Below are 23,117 nucleotides of genomic sequence, written 5' to 3'. Positions count from 1 at the left end.
ACGCGGATCGACGCCGAGTTGTGGCGATACGAGTCGACGCGTTCGAATTCGTTTCCCAGGGCATCCTCGACCATACGTGTTTCGTCGGTGCGTTTGGCTTCCCAGGTAGGCATCGTTGTCACCGAACCTGTCCCCTGCCCCCGCAGCCGATCTTCTCCTCTCGGATCACTCGATGGCATACTGGAAGGCCCCTTCGCCGTCGACCGAGACGTGGACCTTGGCGATCGCCTGGCCCAACGCCATGCGGGTGAGGAACTCTCGGGAGAGTTCGGGCAGGAGCGTACGAGTCAGGATGTGGTCGACATTCCGGGCGCCGCTCTCGACCTCCTGGCAACGGCCCGCGATGTTGTCGACGAGCGCGTCGGTGTAGGAAAACTGCGCCTTGTGGTTCTCCCGCATCCGCTTTGCGACTCGGCCGAGCTGGAGCCGGATGATCTGCTTCATGACGTCGTCGGCGATCGGGTAGTAGGGGACCACGATCAGTCGGCCGAGGAGCGCCGGCGGGAACGCCTTCAGGAGGTCGGGACGGAGGGCATCGGCGAGACCGGTCGGCTCGGGCATGGTGTCGGGGTCGGCGCAGAGCTTCATCACGGTGTCGGTCCCGACGTTCGACGTCAGGAGGATCACGGTGTTCTTGAAGTCGATCTCCCGCCCCTCGCCGTCCTCCAGGACCCCCTTGTCGAAGACCTGGAAGAACAGTTCCATGACGTCGGGGTGGGCCTTCTCGACCTCGTCGAGCAGGACCACGCAGTAAGGCTTGCGCCGGACGGCCTCGGTCAAGACACCCCCTTCGCCGTAGCCGACATAGCCGGGAGGCGAGCCCTTCAGTCCGGAGACGGTGTGGGCCTCCTGGTACTCCGACATGTTGATGACCACGAGGTTACGCTCGCCGCCGTAGAGGGTATCGGCGAGGGCCATTGCGGTCTCGGTCTTGCCGACGCCGCTGGGGCCGACGAGCATGAAGACGCCGATCGGGCGCCTCGGGTCGGTGAGGTTGGCCCTCGAGGTGCGGATCCGCTGCGCGATGGCATCGAGCGAGTGGGCCTGGCCGATGACGCGCTCTTCGAGCTTCGCCTTGAGGTCGAGGACGGTCCGGATCTCGTCGGCGAGCATCTTGCCGACGGGGATGCCCGTCCAGCCGGCGATGACCTCGGCGATCGTCTGCGAATCGACCCGGACCTGCATCAAGGGGGATTCCCCCTGGAGGGCCCGGAGCCCGGACGTCTTCGCGTCCAGGTCGGCGCGAAGCGTCGCGATCTCGGGTGATGGGCTGGCCGGCGCCCCCCCGGCGGTCGCCGAAGCGGCGTGGAGGGACTCGATCCGGTCGCCGAGGGCCTGGACCTCTTCGATCAGGGCGCGTTCCTTCTCCCAACGCGACTCCATCTCCGCTTGCCGGGTTTCGGCCTGCGCCAGGGCCTCTCGGGCCTCGGCGAGCCGTTCGTCGTGCCGGGGGGCCGTGATGTTCTCGCGGTCGAGGACGGCGATCTCGACCTTGAGGTTCTCGATCCGACGCCGGCCGTCTTCGACGGCGGGGGGGATCGCGCCCCGGCCGATCGCGACGCGGGCGCAGGCCGTGTCGAGGAGGCTTACCGACTTGTCCGGGAGCTGCCGGCCGGGGATGTACCGGTGCGAGAGCTTGACCGAAGCCTCGACCGCCTCGTCCAAAATCCGGACGCCGTGGTGCTTCTCGAGCATGGCGACGATCCCGCGCATCATGATGATGGCGCGTTCTTCGGTCGGCTCCTCGACCTTGACGACCTGGAACCGCCTCGCCAGGGCCGCATCCTTCTCGAAATACTTCTTGTACTCGGCCCAGGTGGTCGCCGCGATCGTGCGGAGGTCGCCTCGGGCCAGGGCCGGCTTGAGCAGGTTCGCGGCATCCCCCTGCCCCGCCTGCCCGCCGGCCCCGATCATCGTGTGGGCCTCGTCGATGAACAGGATGACCGGGACGGGGCTCGCCTTGACCTCGGCGATCACCTGCTTGAGCCGGTTCTCAAACTCTCCTTTGATCCCCGCCCCGGCCTGGAGGAGCCCGAGGTCGAGGGTCCGGAGCACCACATTCTTCAAGGGTGTGGGCACGTCGCCATTGGCGATCCGAAGCGCGAAGCCTTCGACGACGGCGGTCTTGCCGACGCCGGCCTCGCCCGTGAGGATCGGGTTGTTCTGCCGGCGCCGGATCAAGATATCGACCATCTGCCGGACCTCGGCGTCTCGACCGAGGACGGGGTCGATCTTCCCTTCGCGGGCCCGTTCGGTCAGGTTGACCGTGAACTGGTCGAGCGACGGGGTCGCCCCCTTCGAGGGGGTCCCGGCCGGGGCCCCGGGCTCGGACGAGCCCCGATCGGCGGCAGTCCCCTGGTCCTCGCTCGAGCCCGCGACGAGCGTCAGGAGATTCGCGAAGAGCACGTTGGTGTCGACCTTCGCCAGCTCGGACGACGACCCTCGGGCCTGTCGGCCGAGGCGTTCGTCGCTGAGCAGGGCGAGCAGGAGCATGCCCGAGCGGACCTGACGGGCCTGGTACTGGACCGAGGCCAGCACCCAGGCTTCGCGGATGAGCTGGTCGATCGACAGCGAGAGCGACGGTGTTCGCGCATTACCCGTCTTGAGCTCGTCGATGGCGCGGGTCAGGTCTCGCTGGAGATTCGACGGGTTGATCTCGAAGTGCCGGAAGATCTTGGCGAAGTCGGTGTCGGTCGGCTCCGCGAGCTTCAACAGCCAGTGCTCGATCTCGACCGACGAGTTGGTCCGGGAGAGGCAGAGCCCGGCCGCCGACTGCAAGGCGTTGAGGCAAGTCTTATTCAGCGTCTTGATCAGTGCACCCGAGTCCAGACCCATCGTCCCCTCCCCGTCGAGACTAGGCCGCGCCACCCCGGCCGGCGTTGCTAAGGGAACGCAAGCCCAGGGCGACCCGTGACACAAAGAACGCCCGAGATTTGTGCGATCCGTGGATGGATCACCGAGGCCGCCCGAGGATAACCCAACGGTCGGGCCGTGGGGAACGGTAAGGACGACCAACATCCCAATTGAGCTTCAGCGCCCTTCGATAGACGCCGAGTGCCCCGCCAAGCCTGGATTCGGCGTATGTCGCGGCTGCTTTCGTTGTCATCAGACGCTCAAGACCGCACCGACGTCCCCCCGGTAGGTGGGTCACTCTTGCCCCGCTCTTCCTGCGGAAGCCAAGGCGAAAGACGCGGGGCAAGAGTGACCCACCTACCGGGGGGAGGGGAAGTTGGGATTATCCTCATCCGAATGAAACCGTAAATCGAGCCCCAACTTTTAGAGTCGACGCATCACGAGCCCAATTTCACCAGCGGGTGAACCGGAAGGCCGCCACGATCCAGACCAGGCCGAGGGCAAACGGCCCGATCCACCACCATGCACTCGTCGATGCGACGATGATCGCCACCCAACCCATGAGGACCAGAAATCCACCGACCAGGCCGACGGCGAGTGCGATCCGGCGGAAGAACCGGTCGTCGTCCTCGGCCTGCTGGGTCCACTGGGTGAACGAATGGTCGGCGAAGATTCGCCCGCGAGGCCCACGGAGGAGGCCCGCCGTGAACGCCTGCTCGCGAGAGCTCTCGCCGGTCGCGAGGAAATAGCATCCACGGAAGAGGACCGGCTCGACGCCGCTGTGGGTCGAGAAGGCGGCCTCCATGACGGAGCGCAACCGTTTCCGATAGCGCCGGACTTCATGGTCGAGCAGGAACAGGCGGTTATTCCCGGGCTGATTGAAGAGGTCCTCGGTCATCAGGCTCAGGGTCCACCCGTGGAACCAGCCCGAGATCCAGATCAAGCCGCGCTGCATCAGGTCGCCGCTGAACGGCTGCGAGCTCGGGACGGCGAAGCCGCAGCGCCCTTGTCTCAGGGCCGGGGACATCCGGCCGGCGAACTCGGCGAAGCCCGGGGTCGTCTCCATCTGGGGGAAGAGGGCGAAGACCGGGCAGCGGATCTTGAAGACTCGCTCGACCACGCGGAGGTCGTCGCGGAGGGACGAGGACCACTTGATCGATTCGGGGGAGCCGGCCCAGGTGATCGGGAAGAGGACGACGACCCCCCGGACGATCGGGCAGTCGGGCCGCTCGTCCAGCAGGAGTCGGCAGACGGACTCCAGCCGCCGAACCCCTTCTGGGTCCTGCATCCCGAACCCCGAGGCGCCCGAAAGACTCAGGATCACCCCCTCGGCGGTCGCGAACGCATGGACCGGCGACGGGGCCGCGGGCGCCTGGGCGAACAGTTGGAGGCCGGCCGACTGCACCAGCGCCGTGGTCCACTCTTCGTGGGGCGTCAGGACCAGGATCACGTTCTGAGTGCCCAGGTCGATCTGCGCATGCCCCAGGCTCAGATGGATCTCCTCCCAGGCGGCCCGGATCTCGGCGGGGACTTCGGCCGGGTCGACCGCCGCCACCTCCGTCCTGGCGGGGATCCGCCCCGCGCGGAAGAACCGGACGAGGAGGAGCACCGAGGCGACCATCCCCACGATCAGCAGCAGGATCCAGGTCCAGAAGTGGTTCGCGAGGATCGTCGGGGTCGACGCGTCGAGGAACCCCGAAGCCGGCAATCGCGCCGGCAACACCATGAGGAAGAGGATCGCGGCGACCGCCAGGAGCGCGATCAGGAACCAGCGCCAGGACCACCGGAGGAGGAGGTAGGCCCCGAACGCCGTCACCAGGGTCCCGAGGGATAGGAGCACCCACTGCCACGTGCTGAGGATGGTAGAAGTCACGTCGCGTCGGGTCCCGGAAGGGCGGCCTCGTTATTGAGGCGGCACGGCCATTACGAAGCACGCCAGGGTGATCAACGCCGAGATCGAGACCAGGATGCTGACCGCCAACAGGATCGACTGCCCGGGCAGCGGGTGCAACGACGTGCGGGCGGTCGTCTCGTCGGGCAAGAACTTGTCGGGCTGTCGGCTCCCCGACGCAATCCGGTTGTACACACGCTCGGCCCACCTGCGAAGCTCGGGCTGGGCCTCCATGTAGCGCCCCCGGAAACCCAGGGCGACGCAGAGGTAGAATGTCTCGAGCGGGTCCGTGTTCGCCAGCCCCTCCGCCTCCTGCGCCTTCTCGAAGAATCGTTCGGAGCGGAGACGTTCCTGATAGATGTCCCACTCGAGGATCTGCTGGCGCCACTCCGTCGCGTGGCTCCACGACGAGTTGATCAGGATCTCGTCGATCCAGTAGACCAGGCCGTGCTTGGCGAGCTCGAAGTCGTGCGCGAGCTGGCTCGACTCGCCGGCCTTCCGCTCGGCCTCGCCGAGAAGGACCACGATCGCCTCCCGCTCGACCCCGAGCGGGGGGTTCTCACCGTCCTCCAGCCGGAGCTGGAGATCGATCACGCGCTGGAACACAGGGCTGACGAGGTTGGCGAAGGCATCCGTCATATTAAACGATAAACAACGCGAATTGGAGATTCGTGGTCTTGCTGCTCTTGGGATGAACGACCGACAGGATCCGGTCGCTCTTGAACGAGGCCCGCGAGAGGTTCATGCGGATGGCCATCGACGCCGTGTCGGCCACGTCTCGCCAGAAGACCTGATCGCGTTCGATCTGGTAGTAGACGATCCCGGTGCCCGCGGGCAAAGCCCGGGGGGGCCGGGCCATCGGCACCAGCTTCAGGCCGCGGAGCGCCTGCTTGAAGATCTGCTCGACCCGCGACGTGCTCCCCAGCTTCATGTCCATCGAGCGCAGGAGCTGCTCGCAATCCTCGTCCCCCAGCTCGGTCTCGACCCCCAGGAAGAGGATCTGGTCGCTGCTCAGCCAGCGCGGCTCGAGGCTCACCTGGAGGCGCTCGCCGTTCCGCTCGAAGTACCGCTTCTCGAACGCCGAAGGGGCGATCGTGTCGAGCCCGAGTTGAATATACTTGATCACCGTGTAGAAACAACCGCCGAGGTCCTCATGGTCGTAAGGCGGCAAGGACGGGGGTCGACGCGCCTCCATGAAGATCGAGAGCTGGCCGACGAACCGGCAGAGCTCGTGATACAGGTAGAGCGGCGTGAGCCCTCGGATGAAGGCGATCGACTCGAACGCCGACACCGCGCCATTCAGCACGGTCAGCTTCAGCAGTCGCTCCGCGTCGCCGGGGATCTGGCTGTCGAACGAGATGCTCCGGTCGATGACCTGGGACGCAAGTTGGTCGACCTTCGCCCCGACCTGGTGATAGAGCGACTGGACGAGCTGCCAGAGGGGCGCCCAGCCGTCCATGACGAGCAGCGGCGGGACGTAGTCGATATCGAGTTGGGGCGGGGCCTCGAGCTGGGCCGAACGCTCGACCCGGGCCAAAGGGAGGACCTCGTAACCCGTGTGGTCCTGGTCCGACAGCAGGAGCCGGGCGCGGACGCGTCTGACGAGGATCGGCTGGTCGGCACCGCCGGTATTCTCGTCGTCGACCTCGTGGCGGTCGACCCAGTACCTCGGGCCGTTGGCAGTCGGCGTCTCCTCCACGTTCGCCCGGCCCGCGACGAGCGAGGGGATGGCCAGGTAGACCGTCACGGCCCCGGTGCTCGCCAGCGACCCGCGGAGCTCGACGGGGTCGACGGTGCCGTCCGCGGGGATCGAGAGCCTCGTCCCGTCCTTGAAACGGGCCTCGCACGATCGGAGCACGGCCGAGTAGTTGCCGAAAGCCTCGCGGTCGAAGTCGACCGTGCGGACGCCCCAGTTGTAAGGGTGCAGCCAGTCCTCGGATTCCCGCAGGGCCTCCCGCGCATGCCGGTCGGCGGCCTGGAAATGCTGCGGCCGCAGGAACATGCCTTCATGCCAGTGGATCGGACGGCTTGCCATGGGACGTTCCCCGCTCCTTCCTCGCAACCGGGACGGCCCCCCGAGTCTAACCGATCGGGAGGCGAATCCGAAGGGCCGGCCCCTCCCCCTCGCGAAAGCCGAAACGGCCTCCGGCGCCCGGCGCGATTCTCGCCGAGCCGGACGGGGAAATCGACGACCCGAGGACCTGATCGTCTCGCGACGACCGACCGGACCGAGGGGGCCTTGAGACCGAGGCCGAATGACACCGACGACGCCGGTTGCGGCCCCGACTTCGCCGACTTACGGGCGGCAAGCCCGGGTTGTGACGGCCCATGCCCCGAGCGGGACCACACGGTGCCGAACCTCACATCACTGCTCAGGCGCCGCCGCCGGAGGCTGGACCAGATTCGGGGGAGGCGGCGTGTCGATGGTCTCGCGATACGCGTTCGGCACGTGCTCGACGCCGACCCGCCAGGTGACCGACTTGACCATCAGCGGCACGGGGAACGAGAAGGTCGCGATCCGAGAACGCGGGGTAACGACCCGGATCTCACCCCCGCCGACCGACGCAATGATCGTCACCGGGCCCGTCACCGGGTCGCTGCCCAGGTGGCTCACCCAAATGTTGATATAACGCGAGGCCGGGTCGAATTCCGCGAACGTCGCGATGTACTGGTTGGGCGGGATCACCCGGAAAACATACTTGGCCCTCCCCTGCACCTCGCCGTTCTCCCGGTCCTTCCAGATGGTTACCATCAGGTTCAGCGGGGCGAGTGCGAGCGTCTCTTCCTTGATGAGAGGGAAGTCGGTCCCCTTGATGATGTCGTGGATCTCGCCCGCCTTCTTCGGGCCGATTTCCACGGTCTTGGTCTTGAACGACTCGAGGTGTTCTTTGAACCCGTAGCGGACCACGACCTTCATCGGCTTCGTGGTCGTCATCATGAGCTTGTACTTGAGCTCGGTGCCGAAGTGCAGGTAGCCCTGGCCGGGATGCTCCTTGAACTGGTCGGTGAAATTCTTGTTGATCCCTTCGTACGACTGGCGGATCGTCACCGTGACCGGGTCGCTCGCCGGATCCAACGTGACGTCGACCCCTCGCTCGGCCGGGAAGATCCGGCCGCGGTAGAAGGCGACAGGCGACAGGCGAACCGCCAGGGACTCGTGCGTGGATTCGGTCCGACCGACCAGGAAATCCTTCCGGCCACCCAGTCGGTCCGCGTGGACCGGCAGGAGACTCCCCTCGCGGGCGTTGGCGCGTGAGGCCTTCTCGGTGACGCTGACCGGGAGCGTCGGGTCGAAGCCAACGAGGATCGTGGCTTCCCCTTCGGGCAGGCTCCCGGCGGCATTCAACGCGACCGCCATCGGCTGTTCCGTCCAGTCGGTGACAGTCAGCGAGCCGATCGGGTCGGACTTGAGCTCGAGCCGGGCGCGTTCCATCGCCGCGGCCAGGTCGAAGGCCTCCCGGAGCGGCTCGGTCTCCGCAAACTGGCGCGCGTCTTCGAGGACGCGACGAGCATGGGTCGGGGCATAGTCCTGGAGCAACCGGTTGCCCTGCCAGACCAACAAGGTGTGACGGTGGTAGCGGTTGAGGGCCTCGGCCGGCTTGTCGGAGAGCCCGAGGGCGTCGGACAAGGGGAGCGCCCGAAGCGCCCGATCGGCGTCGACGAGGGCGGCGAAGGTCTGGCCACGGTCCTGCTGGATCGCCCTCGCCCGACCCGCCCTGAGGGCCCGCAACCGCTCCGAGAGTCGGTCGAACGACTCGTTCGACCCGCCGGGGCGGCCCGTCAACGAGCCTCGGGCCGAGTCATACGTGTCCGAGAGGCCGGCAAGGTCGGTGTCCGAGGCGCCACCGAGTTCGAGCAGGCCCCACTCCAGTCGCGCGAGCCGAAGCGCGATCCGCCCCAATTCGGGGTCGGGCGAGGCCATGTCCCCCCCGTCACCGCCGGCCTTGGCTTCGGCGGATCGCCCGCCCAAGCTCCCCACGTCCGAACCGACGAGCGCCGAGAGCTTCGACTTCTCGAGGGGACGCTCCGACAGGTCGGGGCTTGCCAAGGCCCCGGCCGTCGTCGACGAACGCACGCCTTGGAGGAGTTGTCGACGCAGCTCAACATCGATCAGGGGGACGTCGAGGGCGGCGTCGAGGTCACGCCAACGCCCCGAACCCCCCGAAGCCGCGAGCCCGGCGCAATGGCCCTGGAAGTCCTCACGCAAGCGGTCGAAGGCGGACCGGACCAGACGCGTCTGCGTCTCCCACTTCTTGGCCAAGGCGAGGTGGGCCGTCAGCGGATCCTCGCCCCCATCCTTCGCATCGGCCCCCGACGAGGAGACCTGGACCTGGGCCGCAATCTGACGAGCCAGCGAGGTCGTCGCCGCCAGAAGCTCGACGAACGCCGGGTCGAGGGCGGAGTCTCGCCTGGGATCGCGCCTCGCCTTCCACTCGCCGTAGTAGGGCAATTCGGCCTCGAGCTGCTCGACGAGGTCGATTGCCCGGGTCCCCTGATCGGCGACCTCGAGGGCCTGGCGGTAGCGTTCTCGGGCCTGTTCGAGGAGCTTGGCGAGGGCCTCGAACTGCGCCGGGTCGGCGCCGAAGAGCTCGTCCTGGGCCCGGCGACGCAGCAGGTCCCCCGCCTCGACCAGCGGGACCACCCACCGGGAAATGCGTTCGTCGGCCGCGACCGCCCGCTCGGCCGCGCGTCGGGTGCGCAAGGCGTCGGCGAGCAGGTCCCCTCGGGCCCCTCGGAACGCGTCGCGCAACGGCCCACGCTTGGTGAACGTGTCGGCCCAGACGAGCAACTGGGCCTCGAGATACTGGGGATAGGCCTCGTCGGACTTCACGATCAAGGTCGAGAGCATCGACTCGCCCCCCTTCGGCTTCGCTCGGGGCGACTTCGGGGTCTTCGTCGAGCTCGAGACGACCCCACGCGGGCGACCCTTCGTCGCACCCTCGGCGCCAGGCGTGTCTCCCTCTTCCGGCCCCGGAGCTTCGGCCTTCTTCGCCGGGTCGGGGGCGGGAGCAGGATCGGGACTCTTGGCCCCCTCTTCGGCCGGAGCTTCGGCCTCCGGCGTCCCCTCGACCAACTCCTTCAAGGCTTGATCGAGACGATCGTTGGCACCCGCCACTTCCGCAGCAAGGGACTTGGCCTCCGACGAATGGCGCTCGAGGAGGGCGAGCGACCAGTAGGTCTCCATCGGGACCCCCGCCGCCCCATCGGCGATCCGCTTGCCGAGGCTGGCCAGGTTCCCGAGGGTGGCCTCGGCCTCGATCAGGTCGCCGGCACGAATCAGGCGCTCGCCGTGGAGGAGCGTCTCCTGATACTGTCGCCAGAGCGTCGGCGTGTTGCGAAACGGCCGACGGGCCCGGAGTGCATCGTGCTTGGCCCACCCGTCGTTCAACAGGGCCAGCACCTTGTCGGCGGCCGGATCGCCGGCCGCCGGCGCCGGCCGGGCCGGCGACATCCGAGGCAAGGCGAAGTTGACGTCCGGGTCGCCGAGCAACTCCGGCGTCTGTTCGGCCTGGCGATTCGCCGAGGCCCAATCCCTCACGTGCTGCCGGACGTAGTTGGCCAGCGCCCGGACCGTCAGCCCTCGGGTCGTGCTATCCCACCCCGCCGCCTTCCCGGACATCCCCAGGGCGACGTAATACCCGAAGACCGAGCAGCGGTCGGCCTCGCTCGTCCAGCTCAACTGGCCGGGGGCGGACGAGCTGAGCACGACGAACCCCTTCACGGGTTTCGACTCGAGGTATGACTTCAGTTGATGCATGAATCCATTCGAATAAACCCCCAGGTTCCGGTCGCTCCCGACCTGCCCGGCATCCAAGATCAGCAACTTGGGTCGAGTGGGGTCGTCGTCGAAGAGTCCGACGAGCGTCTCGACGCTGATCGGCGACGGCCCCGACCCCGACGACCGATCGGGCGGCAATGGACCGGGCTCGGGGCGGAGCAGAAACCCGCCGCGTTCATCCGAGACGCCCGCGGCCGAGAGATAGACCACAACGGGTCGGCGGCCGGTGCTCGCGACCCGATTCCGCAGGAGTTGCTCGACCGACGGGTAACCCGAATCGGCAGGGACCGCCCCCAACGCTCCTCGGGCGATCCTCCGAACGTCCTCGCCTTGGTATCCGATCACGGGGAGTGTGAGCCCTCGCTGGGCGACCCACCAGCCCGCGACGCCGGTCCTGGGCCGATTGAGCCAGAGGAGGACCCAGACCAATAAGACCACCGCGACGATCAGCGTGGTCGTCGTCAGGATGACCCAGGAGAGCGTCGGCCGGGAAACGCGCCGAATGCCGAAGAGGCCGGCGAGCCGGGACTTCCTGCGGCCGGGAAGGACCATCGCGCTTGTCATGACCTGCCTTCGGATGAAGTTCCCGGGGGGGGCGGACGATCCCGACAATCGGCCGAGGGACCGGGCCGTTCGCGTCGGCAAACGGCCTCGCGAACCTTCGCAGACGCCGACGGAGCCGGCGCGAGGGGAAACCCCACCTCGCCTCAGCCGCCGGCCTGATCGACGACGCGGAAGAGCACACGTCCCGCGAGGATGACGTCGCCCGACTTGACGACATACGGGTCGAAAATCTGGACGAAGGTCCCGTTCCGGCTCCGGAGGTCTTCCAGGTAGAAGCTCCCGTCTTGCTGCCGGATCTGCGCGTGCATCCCGCTGACGGCGTTGTCGCCCGTCAGGGCGATGTCGACGGCGGACCCTTCGCGGCCGATGACCGTGACGCCCGGCTTGGTGATCGGGAAGCGGAGGCCCGGCTTGCCGTTCGGGCGGATCATGTCCAGGAACGCGAGCGGCACGAGGTCGCCCCCGCAGAACTCCTCACCGTCCTCGGCGACGAGGGGAGTGACGGAGTCGAACCCTTCGGGCCGGTGGAACTCGATCCGCTGGCTGCCGACCCGGAACCGCATCCCGTCGGCGAGTTCGAGCGGGCTGGTCACCTGCACGAAGACCCCGTTGATCGAGCCCATGTCCTCGACCATGAGGTTCGCCCGGTTGTAACTGAACTTCATGTGCCGGACGGCCATGCTGTTGAGGCCGGGGAAGTCGGCGCTACTCTTGGCGCGGCCGACGTTCATCCCCTTGGCATGGATCGGGCCCCAATCATACCACTGTCCGTTGCTCCCGAGGATCTGGAGCGTGTTGACATGCCTCGGGATGTTCAACTTGTCGATGTTGACGCCGGCGATGAAACGGGTCTTCCCGTCGTCGTCATCATTGTTCCGATCGAACAGAGACGGCGAGAGTGGCCGCGCCGGGTCGGTCGTCGGTGACGGTGCGGGAGAAGGCGGGGACGGTTGCGGTGGCGGTGGCGGGTAGGAGTGCCCCGGATAGCCCGGCGGCTCGGCGCGGTACTGGGGAGCCGGCTCGGGTCGATACTGTGGGGGAGGTTCGGGCCGATACTGGGGCGGGGGCGGAGGCGCCTGATACCCGTCCATCGGGGAATACACGGGCGTCGGCGCCGGGTGACGGTCGTGGGACGGGCCCTGGGGGGCTTTGGGGGCCCCGCCCAGCATCTTGATCATCCACCCTCGGACGCCGCCCGGGGGTTCGGAAGGCGCGGAGGCCGCCGGGGCCACGCTCGGCTGGCCGTAGGGCGGCGGGGTCGGGTCGGGAGGAGGCGCCGGATACCCGGGAGCCGGACCCGGCGCCGGCGTCTGATAGGGTCGGGGCGGTGCCGGCGTGGGAGACGCCTGGGCCTGGGGATGGGCGGTCCCGCTGGTGATCCGAGGCGGGGACGACGCCGGGCGCGACCCGGCCGACGATTTCTTCCGGGCCGGCATGGGGGGCGCAGGTGCGTACGAGTCCAACTCCGAAGGCCGATCCGAAGATTCCGGTCGAGAGGACTTACGCGACGGGCTTGGAGACTTCGACGGACTCCGGTGGCGCGGTTGTGCCGGCGGGATCGTGCGGCAGGGGTCGAGGTCCTCTCCGCATTCCGGACAACGCACGAGTTCGTCGCCGACCGTCGATTGGCAACGGGGGCAGGCTTGCGCCATCCGTCTCCTCCGGTTCCAGGGCTGTCGGATCGACACCCTTATCGGGTCGCGCCTCGACTCTCGAGTCTTCCCGGGTTCGTCCAGGACGTGTTCAGATAGGTTACGCGGGCGAGCGTCCCCTGCCCAGATCCTTCCTTACTATAGGCGTTCCGCACGGGCACCGTCAAAGCACCTTTTACGGGATGGCCGGCCTTTTCCCAAGCCATTCCAGGCCGGACGGTTCCGTCGATGAACCCCGAAGCCGATCAGGCCACGGTCGCTCCCCCGAGAGTATGAAGTCAACTACCCGAAGGACGGGGGCTCGTGACCCCCCTCGGGAAAATCTCCGATTCTCGCAACCCAAGTGTCCTCATAAAACATGAGCCTCGTATGACTGCCGTGGCCACCATGTACAATGGAAAATCGGCGATGGGTCGTCGCCTCGCGACATACCGTCGTCATGGCCGAGGTCGTCACGCGATCCTTTTGGAAACGCGTGGCGATGCCGCCCCTCCGTCCTCTCGACAGAAAAGGGACGTCATGAAAGCCCGAGGGTTCTTGGACAAGGGCGAGCTGGTCGGAGCGATCGGGTCGTTGACGGAGGAGATCCGGAAATCTCCGAGCGACCTGACCAGGCGCATCTTCCTGTTCGAGCTCCTCTGCTACGCCGGCGACCTCACCCGCGCCCACCGTCAGCTCGACGCGATCGCCCAGTTGAGCGAGGGTGCCGAGGCCCAGATCGGGGCCCAGTCCTACAAAGACCTCCTCGCCGCCGAAACGGCCCGAGCCCAGCTCTTTGAAGAAGGCCGGCGCCCCCGGTTCATCCTCGCTCCCCCCGAACGCTCGGACCGGCACCTCGAGGCCCTGGAGATGGTCCGGCAAGGGCGCCTCGATGAGGCCCGAACGATCCTCGATCGCTCGGCCGCCGAGGCGGACGTGATCCGAGGGACGTCGGCAAACGCCCAATTCGAGGGGTTCCAGGACGCCGACGACATCCTCGCCCCCGTCTTGGAAGTCTTCGCGCGAGGCAGCTACTTCTGGCTCCCCTGGGAGCACATTCAATACCTCGAGGTCTCGCAGCCGAAGACCCTCCGAGACCTCCTCTGGATCCCCGCTCAGGTCGCGACATTCGACGGACAACTCGGCGAAGTGCACCTGCCGAACCTCTACCCCGGCACCACGAAGAGCGAGGATGACCTCCTCAAGCTCGGGCGCAAGACCGAGTGGCTCGACCTGGGCTCGGGGATTACCAAGGGGCTCGGACAGAAGCTGTTCTTGATCGGCGACGACGCGAAGACCCTGCTGGAACTCGGCGAGGTCCAGTTCAACACCACCTCAGGCGCCGCAGACGCCCCCGCGTCACCCGAACAACCCGAGGACCAGGCCTGACCTATGTCCACCCCGACCGTCCTCGACGTCGAAGACGCCCTGACACCGATCCCCGGCGACAATCCCTCGGGCGAAAACCTCGCCTATGAGCCCGCCTACGACGAGCTCCGCGAAGCCAGGCGCTCCGAGGACGACACCGCCCAGGGCGATTGGCAGCGCAAGGCGAAGACGGCCGACTGGGAGCGCGTGATCGAGCTCGGGATGGAGCTCCTGAAGCGCAAGACCAAGGACCTCCAGATCGCCGCCTGGATCACCGAAGGCCTCGGGAAACGGCACAAGTTCGCCGGCCTCCGCGACGGATTCCGACTCCTCCGAGAACTCCAGGAAGCCTTCTGGGAGACCTGCTATCCGGAGATCGACGACGGCGACCTCGAATCTCGAGGGTCCCCCTACGAGCTCCTCAACCGGGTCCTCCCGACGATGATCCGAAGCGTCCCGATGACCTCGGGATTCGGCGAAGAGCAGTACTCGTACTACCGCTATCAGGAATCCCGCGCGACGGACAACGTCGGCCTCAAGAACCCGGAGTTGATGGAGACCCTCATCTCCGAGGGCAAGATCACCTCGAGGCAGTTCGACGAGGCCGTCTCCCAGTCCCCTCGGCGATTCTACGAAGCGCTCGCCGAGGATCTCAAGGAGTGCGCCGAGAGCCTCAAGGCGCTCGACGACAGCCTCGATCAGCGCTTCGGCAGGCAGTCGCCCGGCCTGAGCCACATCCGCAAGGCGATCGAAGACTGCCGGGTCCTCCTCGGGCCGATCCTCACGGCCAAGCGCGCGGCCGAGCCCGACCCTGCCGACGAAGAGTCTTCGCCCGCCGAGGAGGCGGAATCGGAGACGTATGAGTCCGAGTCGTCGAGCTGGGACGAGGAGCCGAAGCCGGCCCCTCGCCGACGCGCCCCGGCCCGCGCCTCGGGGGGCCCGATCGCGGACGTGCCCGACGCGTATGAGCGGGTCAAGGAGGTCGCCGCCTACCTCCGCGAGAACGACCCGTCGAGCCCGGTACCGTTCCTCGTCGTCCGTGCCCTGCGCATGGGCGAAGTGTATGGGCCGGGCCAGCCCGCCGACACGTCCCTCTGCGACGCGCCTTCGAGCACGGTCCGGATGAACCTCAAGCGGCTCATGGCCGAGGGGGAGTGGGACCAGCTCCTCGAACAGGTCGAGCAGGCCCTCTCCCGGACCGAGGGGCGTGCCTGGCTCGACCTCCACCGCTACGCCCTCGTGGCGATGGCCTCGACCTACCCCGATCGCACCGCCGCCGCGAACGCCTGCAAGGGGCTGCTGCGGACCTTCCTCGCCGACTACCCCGACCTGCTCGAGGGCGAGCTCGCCGACGGCACGCCGACCGCGAGCTCCGAGACGCGCGCCTGGCTGAAGGACGAGGTCCTCCCCGCCCCCCCCGAGGCGGCCCAATCGTCGGACGGGTACGCCCCTCCCCCTCCGATGCCGGCTTACGTCCCGGTCGCCACTCCGGAGGACGGGACGCCCGACATCTGGGCCTCGGCGCTCGAGCTCGCCCGGGCAGGGCGGACCCCCGAGGCGATCGACCTGGTCCGCCGGGCGATGTCGACCGCGCCGACGGGCCGCGAGCGGTTCCACCGCAAGCTCGAGCTCGCCGAGCTCTGCCTCATGGGCAATCGCCACCACGTGGCGCTGCCGCTCTGCGAGGACCTCGCGCGGCAGGTCGACGAGTTCCACCTCGAGACCTGGGAGTCGGAGACCCTCTGCGCCCGAGTCTGGGCGGCCTATTATCGCTGCCTCCGAACCCCGGGGATCGCGAACGGCTCGGAAGAAAAAGCCCGGCAAGTTTTCGCGCGTTTATGCCGGCTCGACATCAACCAGGCGTCGTCCTTCGCGGCGGACCTCTTCGGCTGAGCGCCGGACGACCCGCCGGCGACGAATGCAATCATCAAGGCACTCCGATCGTTCCCGGCGATGGGGAGCCCGGTCGCTCGCGCCGTAAATTCTTGCGAGAGAACGAGTGACGCCCCCTCGGCTCGCAACCCGGTCGGCGTCCGGAAAGGCCCTCGGATGATCGAAAAAATGATTGACACACCGGGGATGTGGCCACATTCTTGAGCGATCCAACGTCGATTCACCCCATGTCCTGCGCGTTGTCATGGCCGTCCTCGCCCCCTCGGAAAAAACCGGGAAAGGCGAGATGTCCGTTTCGGTCCGGGAAAGCGATATCCATTGGGACGGCGAGTCCCGGGACGTGCACCGAGACTCGGGCCCAGGCGTCCAGCCTCTTTCCAAACCGAACGAGGCGTCTTTTCGGAGAAGGAACCGATGCCGTCGATCGAAAGTACGCAGCACAAGCTGGACCGCGTCCGCCGTCCTCGCGTCCATCTGACTTATGACGTCGAGGTCGGCGGCGCGATCCAAATGAAGGAGTTGCCGTTCGTCCTGGGCGTCCTGGCCGACCTCTCGGGCAAGCCCGAAGAGGCCCTGCCCCGGCTCAAGGACCGCAAGTTCGTCGACATCGACCGCGACAATTTCAACAAGGTCCTCTCGGCGATCAAGCCCCGCCTGGCCTTCCAGGTCGACAACACGCTCCAGGACGACGGCTCCAAGGTCAACGTCGAGCTCAAATTCAACCACATCCGGGACTTCGAGCCCGAGCAGGTCGTCCGGCAGATCGATCCGCTCCGCAAGCTGCTGGAGGCCCGGGACCGACTCTCCGACCTCCTCAACAAGATGGACGGCAATGACAAGCTCGAGCAACTGCTCCTGGACGTGGTGACCAACACCGACTCACTCAAGAAGCTCAGTGACGAAATGGGACGGGGTACGACCACGCCCGAGGAGGCCTAAGATGAGCGGTGCCGCCGAACAAAGCCAGACGACGTCGTCCGCGGAAACCCAGGAAACCAGCCTCCTGGACCAGATCATCTCCCAAGGGCGCATGGCCCGGGATGACGAACAACGGGCGCTCGCGAAAGACCTGATCGGCACGTTCGTCGACCAGGTCATGGCCGGGACCATGAAGGTGTCGAAGGACACCCAGGCCATGGTCAACGCCCGGATCGCCGACATCGACAAGTTGATCTCCAAGCAGCTCAACGCCATCCTCCACCACGAGGATTTCCAGAAGCTCGAGGCGTCCTGGCGCGGCCTGCACTACCTGGTGCATCAGTCGGAGACCAGCACATCGCTCAAGCTCAAGGTGATGAACACGTCGAAGAAGGACCTGCTCAAAGACATGGAGCGGGCGCCGGAGTTCGACCAGAGCGCCTTGTTCAAGAAGGTGTATGAAGAAGAGTTCGGCACGTTCGGCGGCTCGCCGTTCGGCGCCCTGGTCGGCGACTACGAGTTCACGCGCCACCCTCAGGACATCGCCCTGCTCGAGAAGATCTCGAACGTGGCCGCCGCGTCGCACGCCCCGTTCCTCACGGCGGCGAGCCCGCAACTGTTCAACTGGGACGACTTCACCGAGATGTCGGGCCCGCGCGACCTGAGCAAGACCTTCGAGACGAATGACTACGTGAAGTGGCGTTCGTTCCGCGAGTCGGAAGACGCGCGATACGTGGGCCTCGCCCTGCCGCACATCCTGATGCGGCTCCCCTACGGCCGCGACACCACGCCGGTGGAGGCGTTCAACTTCGAGGAAGAGGTCGACGGCACCGACCACTCGAAGTATCTCTGGGGCAACGCCGCTTACGCCTTCGCCACCCGGTTGACCGAAGCGTTCGCCCGGCATCACTGGTGCGCCGCAATTCGTGGCGTCGAGGGGGGTGGCCTCGTCACAGGCCTGCCCTCCCACACGTTCAAGACGGACGCCGGTGATGTGGCATTGAAGTGTCCGACCGAGATCGCCATCACCGACCGGCGTGAGAAGGAGCTCTCGGACCTCGGCTTCATCCCCCTGGTCCACTGCAAGAACACCGACTACGCCGCCTTCTTCGCCGCCCAGTCGGCCCAGAAGTCCAAGCTCTACAACACCGACGCGGCGAACGCCAACGCGAGGCTCTCGACCCAGCTCCCGTACATCTTCTCGGTATCGAGGTTCGCCCACTACCTCAAGTCGATGATGCGGGACAAGATCGGCAGCTTCTCGAGCCGGGCCGACTGCGAGCGGTTCCTCAACACCTGGATCGTGAACTACGTGACGCCCGACGACACGGCGTCCGCCGACACCAAGGCGCAGTTCCCGCTGCGTGACGCCCGGATCGAGGTCGTGGACGTGCCGGGCAAGCCGGGCTGCTACAAGGCGGTGGCGTTCCTGAAGCCCCACTTCCAGCTCGACGAACTGACGATCTCCCTGCGCCTGGTGGCCGAGCTGCCGCCGCCCGCGCAAGGGGGCTGACCGCCCCCCTTTCGACGACGGCCTCGCATGGCCGCTCGTCGCCGCGTAAACCCAGGCGTCCCACCCTTCAGGGAGGTGTCGCCGGCCACCCGACCAGGCCGGCCGACGACACCACTCCCCGGGTGCCGCCACGGCCCAAACGCCCCTCAGGGGCGGCCTCTTCGGGAAACGATCGGCTCGAGAAAACGACCGTCACTTCCCGCCGAAAGCCGCGTAATGAGGGTGAGTCAGAAGAGACCGCAGTAACAAACCAACAAGTTTTCAAAGGAGAGTTTCCGATGGCTGTCGACATGTTCCTGAAGATTGATGGGATCGAAGGCGAGTCGCAGGACGCCAAGCACAAGGGCGAGATCGACATCGAGTCGTTCAGCTTCGGTGCGTCGCAGACCGGGACGAGCGCGGGCGGCGGCGGTGCCGGTGCGGGCAAGGTCAACATGCAGGACTTCCACTTCGTGATGAAGAACTGCAAGGCCTCCCCCAAGCTGCTCCTGGCGTGCGCCGGCGGCGACCACATCAAGTCGGCCATCTTCGTCTGCCGCAAGGCGGGCAAGGAGCAGCAGGAATTCTTGAAGGTCACGATGTCCGACGTGCTCATCTCCAGCTACCAGACCGGCGGGAGCCACGGCGGCAACGAAGTCCCGGTCGACCAGATCAGCTTCAACTTCACCAAGATCGAGACCGAGTACAAGGAGCAGAAGTCCGACGGTACCCTCTCCGGCGTCGTCAAGGCGGGGTGGGACGTCAAGGCGAACAAGAAGGTCTGATCCCAGGCCGGGAGACGACCCCGACCCTCGGTCCGCAAGAGCCCGGGCCCCGGTCCTCCCGACCGTCTTCCCCTCCCGACCCCGAGCCCGGAGGGGGTGGCCCCAGAGAGTCGACGCCCCAGCCGCCCTCGGCGGCCCGGGGATGGCCGCCCGCGACAGTCCGTGCCTTCCCGCCCAGACCAGACCGACCTCCCAGAACTCTCCCCGCGACCCAACGCCCCACCACCCTCGGAACCCCGATCAAGGTCCGTGGGGCCGGACTCCGTGCCGAGAGATCTGGACTGGCCACGCCGGCCCCACCACGGGCCGGCCGGTTTCCCGGGCGACGAAAGGGACGACTTCGCGGCGCGGCCATCGTCCGTTGAACACGAGTTGAACCCCAATTTCAATCATCCATACAATCAAGGATGATTTCTCCCCTCGATCGCGGCCCCAAGGGACGAGCCCATGCCCCGAGCGGAAAACGACCTCGACCTGCGCCCCTCGATCCTGGACCGGCTGATCGACCGCGAGCCCAAGGTCTCCGAGGAGGCCGCGCCCAACCGCTCGCAGCACCTGGCCATGATCAAGGCGTCGGTCAAGCGCGACCTCGAGTGGTTGCTCAACAGCCGGCAGATCGTCGTCAATCGTCCGATCGAGTACCCGCACCTGGCCCGGTCGCTCCTGACCTTCGGAATGCCCGACTTCGTCTCCTCGATGTTGAACAACCCGCACGATCAGGACAAACTGAGGAGGCAGGTCGAGGCGGCGATCACCCGCTTCGACCCCCGGCTGATCCACGTCCGAGTCACCCTGGTCGAGAGTCGGGACTACGACCGCACGCTCCGATTCCGGATCGACGCAATGCTCAAGGTCGAGCCCGCCCCGGAGCCGGTCACGTTCGACTCGGTCTTCCAGGTGAGCCGGAGGGCGTTCGTGGTCGAGGGAGAATGAGATGATCGACGAGCTCCTGCACTACTACAACGGCGAGCTCGCCTACCTGAGAGAGCTCGGGGCCGAGTTCGCCCAGAAGTACCCCAAGGTCGCCTCCCGGCTCTTCCTCGACGCCGACAAATGCGAGGACCCCCACGTCGAACGCCTCCTCGAAGGGGTCGCGTTCCTCACGGCGCGGATCCGGCACAAGATCGACGACGAGTTCCCCGAGATCACCGACTCGCTCCTGAGCCTCCTCTACCCGCACTTCCTCCGCCCCTTGCCGTCGATGTCCGTCGTCCAGTTCATGCCCGGCCGCGAGCAGGTCAAGCTCGCCTCCGGGTTCACGATCGAACGCGGGAGCCGCCTGAATACCCGGCCGGTGGGGGGCACCCCTTGCCGGTTCCGGACCGCCTACCCCGTCACCCTCTGGCCGGTCGAAGTCGAGGCGGCCAAGCTCGACCCCGACCGCGTCGTCTTCCCCAACAAACCCCCCGGCGCCGTCGCCCTGCTCCGGCTCACGCTCCGCTGCACGGCAGGGATGACCTTCTCGCAACTGGCGATCAACCGGCTCCGCTTCTACCTCGACGGCAGCGGCCCGCTCCCCTACAGCCTGTACGAGTTCCTCCACAACAACGTCTGCCAGGTCCTCGTCCGCGGCCAGTCGGGAGACCGCCGGAGCGAGACCATCGCGCTGGGGCCTGGAGCCGTCGAGCCCGTCGGCTTCTCCAGAGACGAGGGGATGTTCGACTACCCGAACCGCTCGTTCGTCGGATACCGGCTGCTCCAGGAGTATTTCGCCTTCCCCGAGAAGTTCCTCTTCTTCGACCTCGTCGGCCTCGACGCGCTGGCTGGCAAGAACTTCGGCGATTCCATCGAAGTCCTCTTCTTCCTGAATCGGTCGCCGAGGACCGACATGCCGGTCCAGCCCGAGAACTTCCGCCTCGGCTGCACCCCGATCGTGAACCTGTTCACGACCGTGGCCGAGCCGATCCCCTTGAATCAGGCCCAGTTCCAGTACCGCGTCGTCCCCGACGTCCATCGGCCGATGGCCACCGAGCTCTATTCCATCGACCGGGTCACGAGCGTCGGCGGCTACCTCGACGAGCCCATCGAATACGAGCCTTTTTATTCGATGCGTCACGCCCGCCCGGGCAGCCCTCGAGGTGCTTACTGGTACGCCACGCGCCGGCCCTCCCAAAAGAAGGACGACCCGGGGACCGAGGTCGACATCTCCTTCGTCGACCCGAAGTTCGACCCGAAGCTCCCGGCGACCGAGACGATCACGATCCACGCGACCTGCACGAATCGCGACCTGCCGGGCCGCCTGCCGTTCGGCGGCGACCAGGGCGACTTCGAGCTCGAGGGGCAAGGGCCCGTGAGCCGCGTCCGCTGCCTCGTCAAGCCGACCCGGCCGCTCCGCCCCCCGTCGGGGCGCGGCGCCCAATGGCGGCTCATCTCCCACCTCTCGCTCAACCACCTCTCGCTTGCCGACAAGGAAGAGGGGCTTGAAGCCCTCCGCGAAGTCCTCACGATCTACGACTTCGCCGACGTCGCGGCGACCCGCCAGCAGGTCGCCGGGATCACGGGGGTCTCGAGCCGGCGGGTGACCGGGCGGACCGGCCGCAAGATCGGTGGCGCCGTCTGCGTCGGGGTCGAGGTTGAACTCGAGTTCGACGAGTCGCAATATGTAGGCGGTGGGGTCTTCTTGATGGCCAGCGTCCTGGAGCGGTTCCTGGGACTCTACGCGTCGATCAACTCATTCACGCGGCTGGTGGCCCGGACCCGACAACGCGAAGGAATCCTCAAGCAATGGCCACCCCGAGCCGGCGAACGGACCCTCCTCTAGAGCAGGAGCTCGCCGAGGAGCCCTATCGGTTCGACTTCTTCCAGGCCGTCCGGCTCCTCGAGCGCCTGCGCCCCGACCGCGCCTTGGTCGGCCACAAAGGGCCCGCCTCCCGCGAAGTCGCCCGGTTCCGCTCGCTCCTCTCCCTCAATTTCCCCGCCAGTGCGATCAACCAGCTCGAGTCCTCTCCCCATCCCCAAAGCCCGCCGGAGATGGTCGTCAACTTCTTCGGCCTGATGGGCCCTTCGGGGGTCCTCCCCCAGGTCTATACCGAACTCTTGATCGAGCGCAAGCGGCAAGGCGACTCCACGCTTGCGGCCTTCCTCGACCTCTTCAATCACCGGCTCCTCTCCCTCTTCTACCGCGCCTGGGAGAAGCACCACGTCTTCGTCGCCCACGGCCGAGGCGCCGACGAACCCTTCGCCCGCAGCCTCTTCCAACTGATCGGGATGGGTGCCCCGCCCCTCCAAAACCGGCACGACTTCCCCGACGACGCCCTCCTCCCCTACGCCGGCTTCTTCGCCCAGCGCCATCGTCCCGCCATTGTCCTGGAAGGACTCCTGCGCGACTATTTCGGCATGCCGATCGAGGTCCACCAGTTCTCCGGCCGCTGGCTCGAGCTCGAGCCCGGCGACCGCTCCGTGATGGGCTCCTCCGGCCAGCACAACCAGTTGGGCGTCAGCCTCGTGATCGGCTCCCGAGTCTGGGACGAGCAAGGGACCATCCGCCTCAAGATCGGCCCCCTCACCTTCGAACGCTTCCGCGCCTTGCTCCCCGACGGCACCGACTTCCGCCCCTTCGTCCAGATGGCCCGCCTGTTCGTCGACCTCGAATTCGAGTTCGACGTCCAGCTCGTCCTCAAAGCCGAAGAAGTCCCCGAATGCCGCCTCGGCTCCGGCCCCTCCGACACCGGCGCCTGCCTCGGCCGCTTCGCCTGGCTCTGCAGCCGCCCGCCCGAAAAGGACGTCGAGGACGCCGTCTTCGCCAGCCAGGTCTGAACGGCCTCGACTCTCCCTTGGGCGGCGGCATCGTAAAGAAACTAGAAACTAGGTCTGACCTTGCGCCAAGAAGCTCGGGAAAGGGGAATCATTGCGAATGTGAAACCTTTCATCGGAACCCTGCGGGTAACCAATCCCGTCCGGCAGAGCCGGGCCAGCAGCCGGAAGCGAGTCTTGCGTGGGGGCG

General features: G+C 66.9%; 14 protein-coding genes. 8 read left to right on the top strand and 6 right to left on the bottom strand.

Annotated features, from left to right (window positions below):
* Positions 1-165 precede the first annotated feature (165 nt).
* From tssH to ACYOEI_RS23890, 6 genes are all read right to left on the bottom strand, one after another.
* The gene (tssH, locus tag ACYOEI_RS23915; RefSeq protein ID WP_462852148.1) at positions 166-2,835 is read right to left on the bottom strand and encodes a type VI secretion system ATPase TssH; all 2,670 of its coding nucleotides are present in this window, start codon (positions 2,833-2,835) and stop codon (positions 166-168) included.
* 469 nt (positions 2,836-3,304) lie between these two features.
* Positions 3,305-4,726: a type VI secretion protein IcmF/TssM N-terminal domain-containing protein gene (locus ACYOEI_RS23910; RefSeq protein ID WP_462852147.1), complete on the bottom strand. Its 1,422-nt coding sequence runs from the start codon at positions 4,724-4,726 to the stop codon at positions 3,305-3,307.
* Between the two features lie 30 nt (positions 4,727-4,756).
* Positions 4,757-5,383, bottom strand: coding sequence for a DotU family type IV/VI secretion system protein (locus ACYOEI_RS23905; RefSeq protein ID WP_462852146.1), 627 nt, complete (start codon positions 5,381-5,383; stop codon positions 4,757-4,759).
* Position 5,384: 1 nt separating this feature from the next.
* Positions 5,385-6,779 (bottom strand): type VI secretion system baseplate subunit TssK, encoded by a 1,395-nt coding sequence (gene tssK / locus ACYOEI_RS23900; protein ID WP_462852145.1) that lies wholly within the window; start codon positions 6,777-6,779, stop codon positions 5,385-5,387.
* 330 nt (positions 6,780-7,109) lie between these two features.
* Positions 7,110-11,087 (bottom strand): hypothetical protein, encoded by a 3,978-nt coding sequence (locus ACYOEI_RS23895; protein WP_462852144.1) that lies wholly within the window; start codon positions 11,085-11,087, stop codon positions 7,110-7,112.
* A 143-nt stretch (positions 11,088-11,230) separates the two neighbouring features.
* Positions 11,231-12,550 carry an FHA domain-containing protein gene (locus tag ACYOEI_RS23890; RefSeq protein ID WP_462852143.1) on the bottom strand — a complete coding sequence of 440 codons (1,320 nt, stop codon included), beginning with the start codon at positions 12,548-12,550 and terminating at the stop codon, positions 11,231-11,233.
* Between the two features lie 708 nt (positions 12,551-13,258).
* On the opposite strand from ACYOEI_RS23890, the gene ACYOEI_RS23885 reads away from it, so the two are divergent.
* The 8 genes from ACYOEI_RS23885 (at position 13,259) to tssG (ending at position 22,930) form a co-directional block, all read left to right on the top strand.
* On the top strand, positions 13,259-14,107 hold the full coding sequence (locus ACYOEI_RS23885) for a type VI secretion system accessory protein TagJ (RefSeq protein WP_462852142.1): 849 nt from the start codon (positions 13,259-13,261) through the stop codon (positions 14,105-14,107).
* Positions 14,108-14,110: 3 nt separating this feature from the next.
* Positions 14,111-15,979 carry a type VI secretion system protein TssA gene (gene tssA, locus ACYOEI_RS23880; protein ID WP_462852141.1) on the top strand — a complete coding sequence of 623 codons (1,869 nt, stop codon included), beginning with the start codon at positions 14,111-14,113 and terminating at the stop codon, positions 15,977-15,979.
* A gap of 414 nt (positions 15,980-16,393) precedes the next feature.
* On the top strand, positions 16,394-16,918 hold the full coding sequence (gene tssB / locus ACYOEI_RS23875) for a type VI secretion system contractile sheath small subunit (RefSeq protein WP_462852140.1): 525 nt from the start codon (positions 16,394-16,396) through the stop codon (positions 16,916-16,918).
* Between the two features lies 1 nt (position 16,919).
* Positions 16,920-18,410, top strand: coding sequence for a type VI secretion system contractile sheath large subunit (gene tssC / locus ACYOEI_RS23870; protein ID WP_462852139.1), 1,491 nt, complete (start codon positions 16,920-16,922; stop codon positions 18,408-18,410).
* Between the two features lie 278 nt (positions 18,411-18,688).
* Positions 18,689-19,174 (top strand): Hcp family type VI secretion system effector, encoded by a 486-nt coding sequence (locus ACYOEI_RS23865; RefSeq protein ID WP_462852138.1) that lies wholly within the window; start codon positions 18,689-18,691, stop codon positions 19,172-19,174.
* Positions 19,175-19,621: 447 nt separating this feature from the next.
* On the top strand, positions 19,622-20,107 hold the full coding sequence (gene tssE / locus ACYOEI_RS23860; RefSeq protein ID WP_462852137.1) for a type VI secretion system baseplate subunit TssE: 486 nt from the start codon (positions 19,622-19,624) through the stop codon (positions 20,105-20,107).
* 1 nt (position 20,108) lies between these two features.
* Complete coding sequence (gene tssF / locus ACYOEI_RS23855) at positions 20,109-21,935, top strand: type VI secretion system baseplate subunit TssF (RefSeq protein WP_462852136.1); 1,827 nt, start codon at positions 20,109-20,111, stop codon at positions 21,933-21,935.
* Positions 21,899-22,930: a type VI secretion system baseplate subunit TssG gene (gene tssG, locus ACYOEI_RS23850; protein WP_462852135.1), complete on the top strand. Its 1,032-nt coding sequence runs from the start codon at positions 21,899-21,901 to the stop codon at positions 22,928-22,930. The genes tssF and tssG overlap by 37 nt, the downstream gene beginning before the upstream one ends.
* The last annotated feature ends 187 nt before the right edge of the window (positions 22,931-23,117 follow it).

Source organism: Singulisphaera rosea (assembly GCF_054877945.1).
Note: the sequence above shows the minus strand (reverse complement) of the source record. Positions and strands in the feature narration are given on the sequence as shown.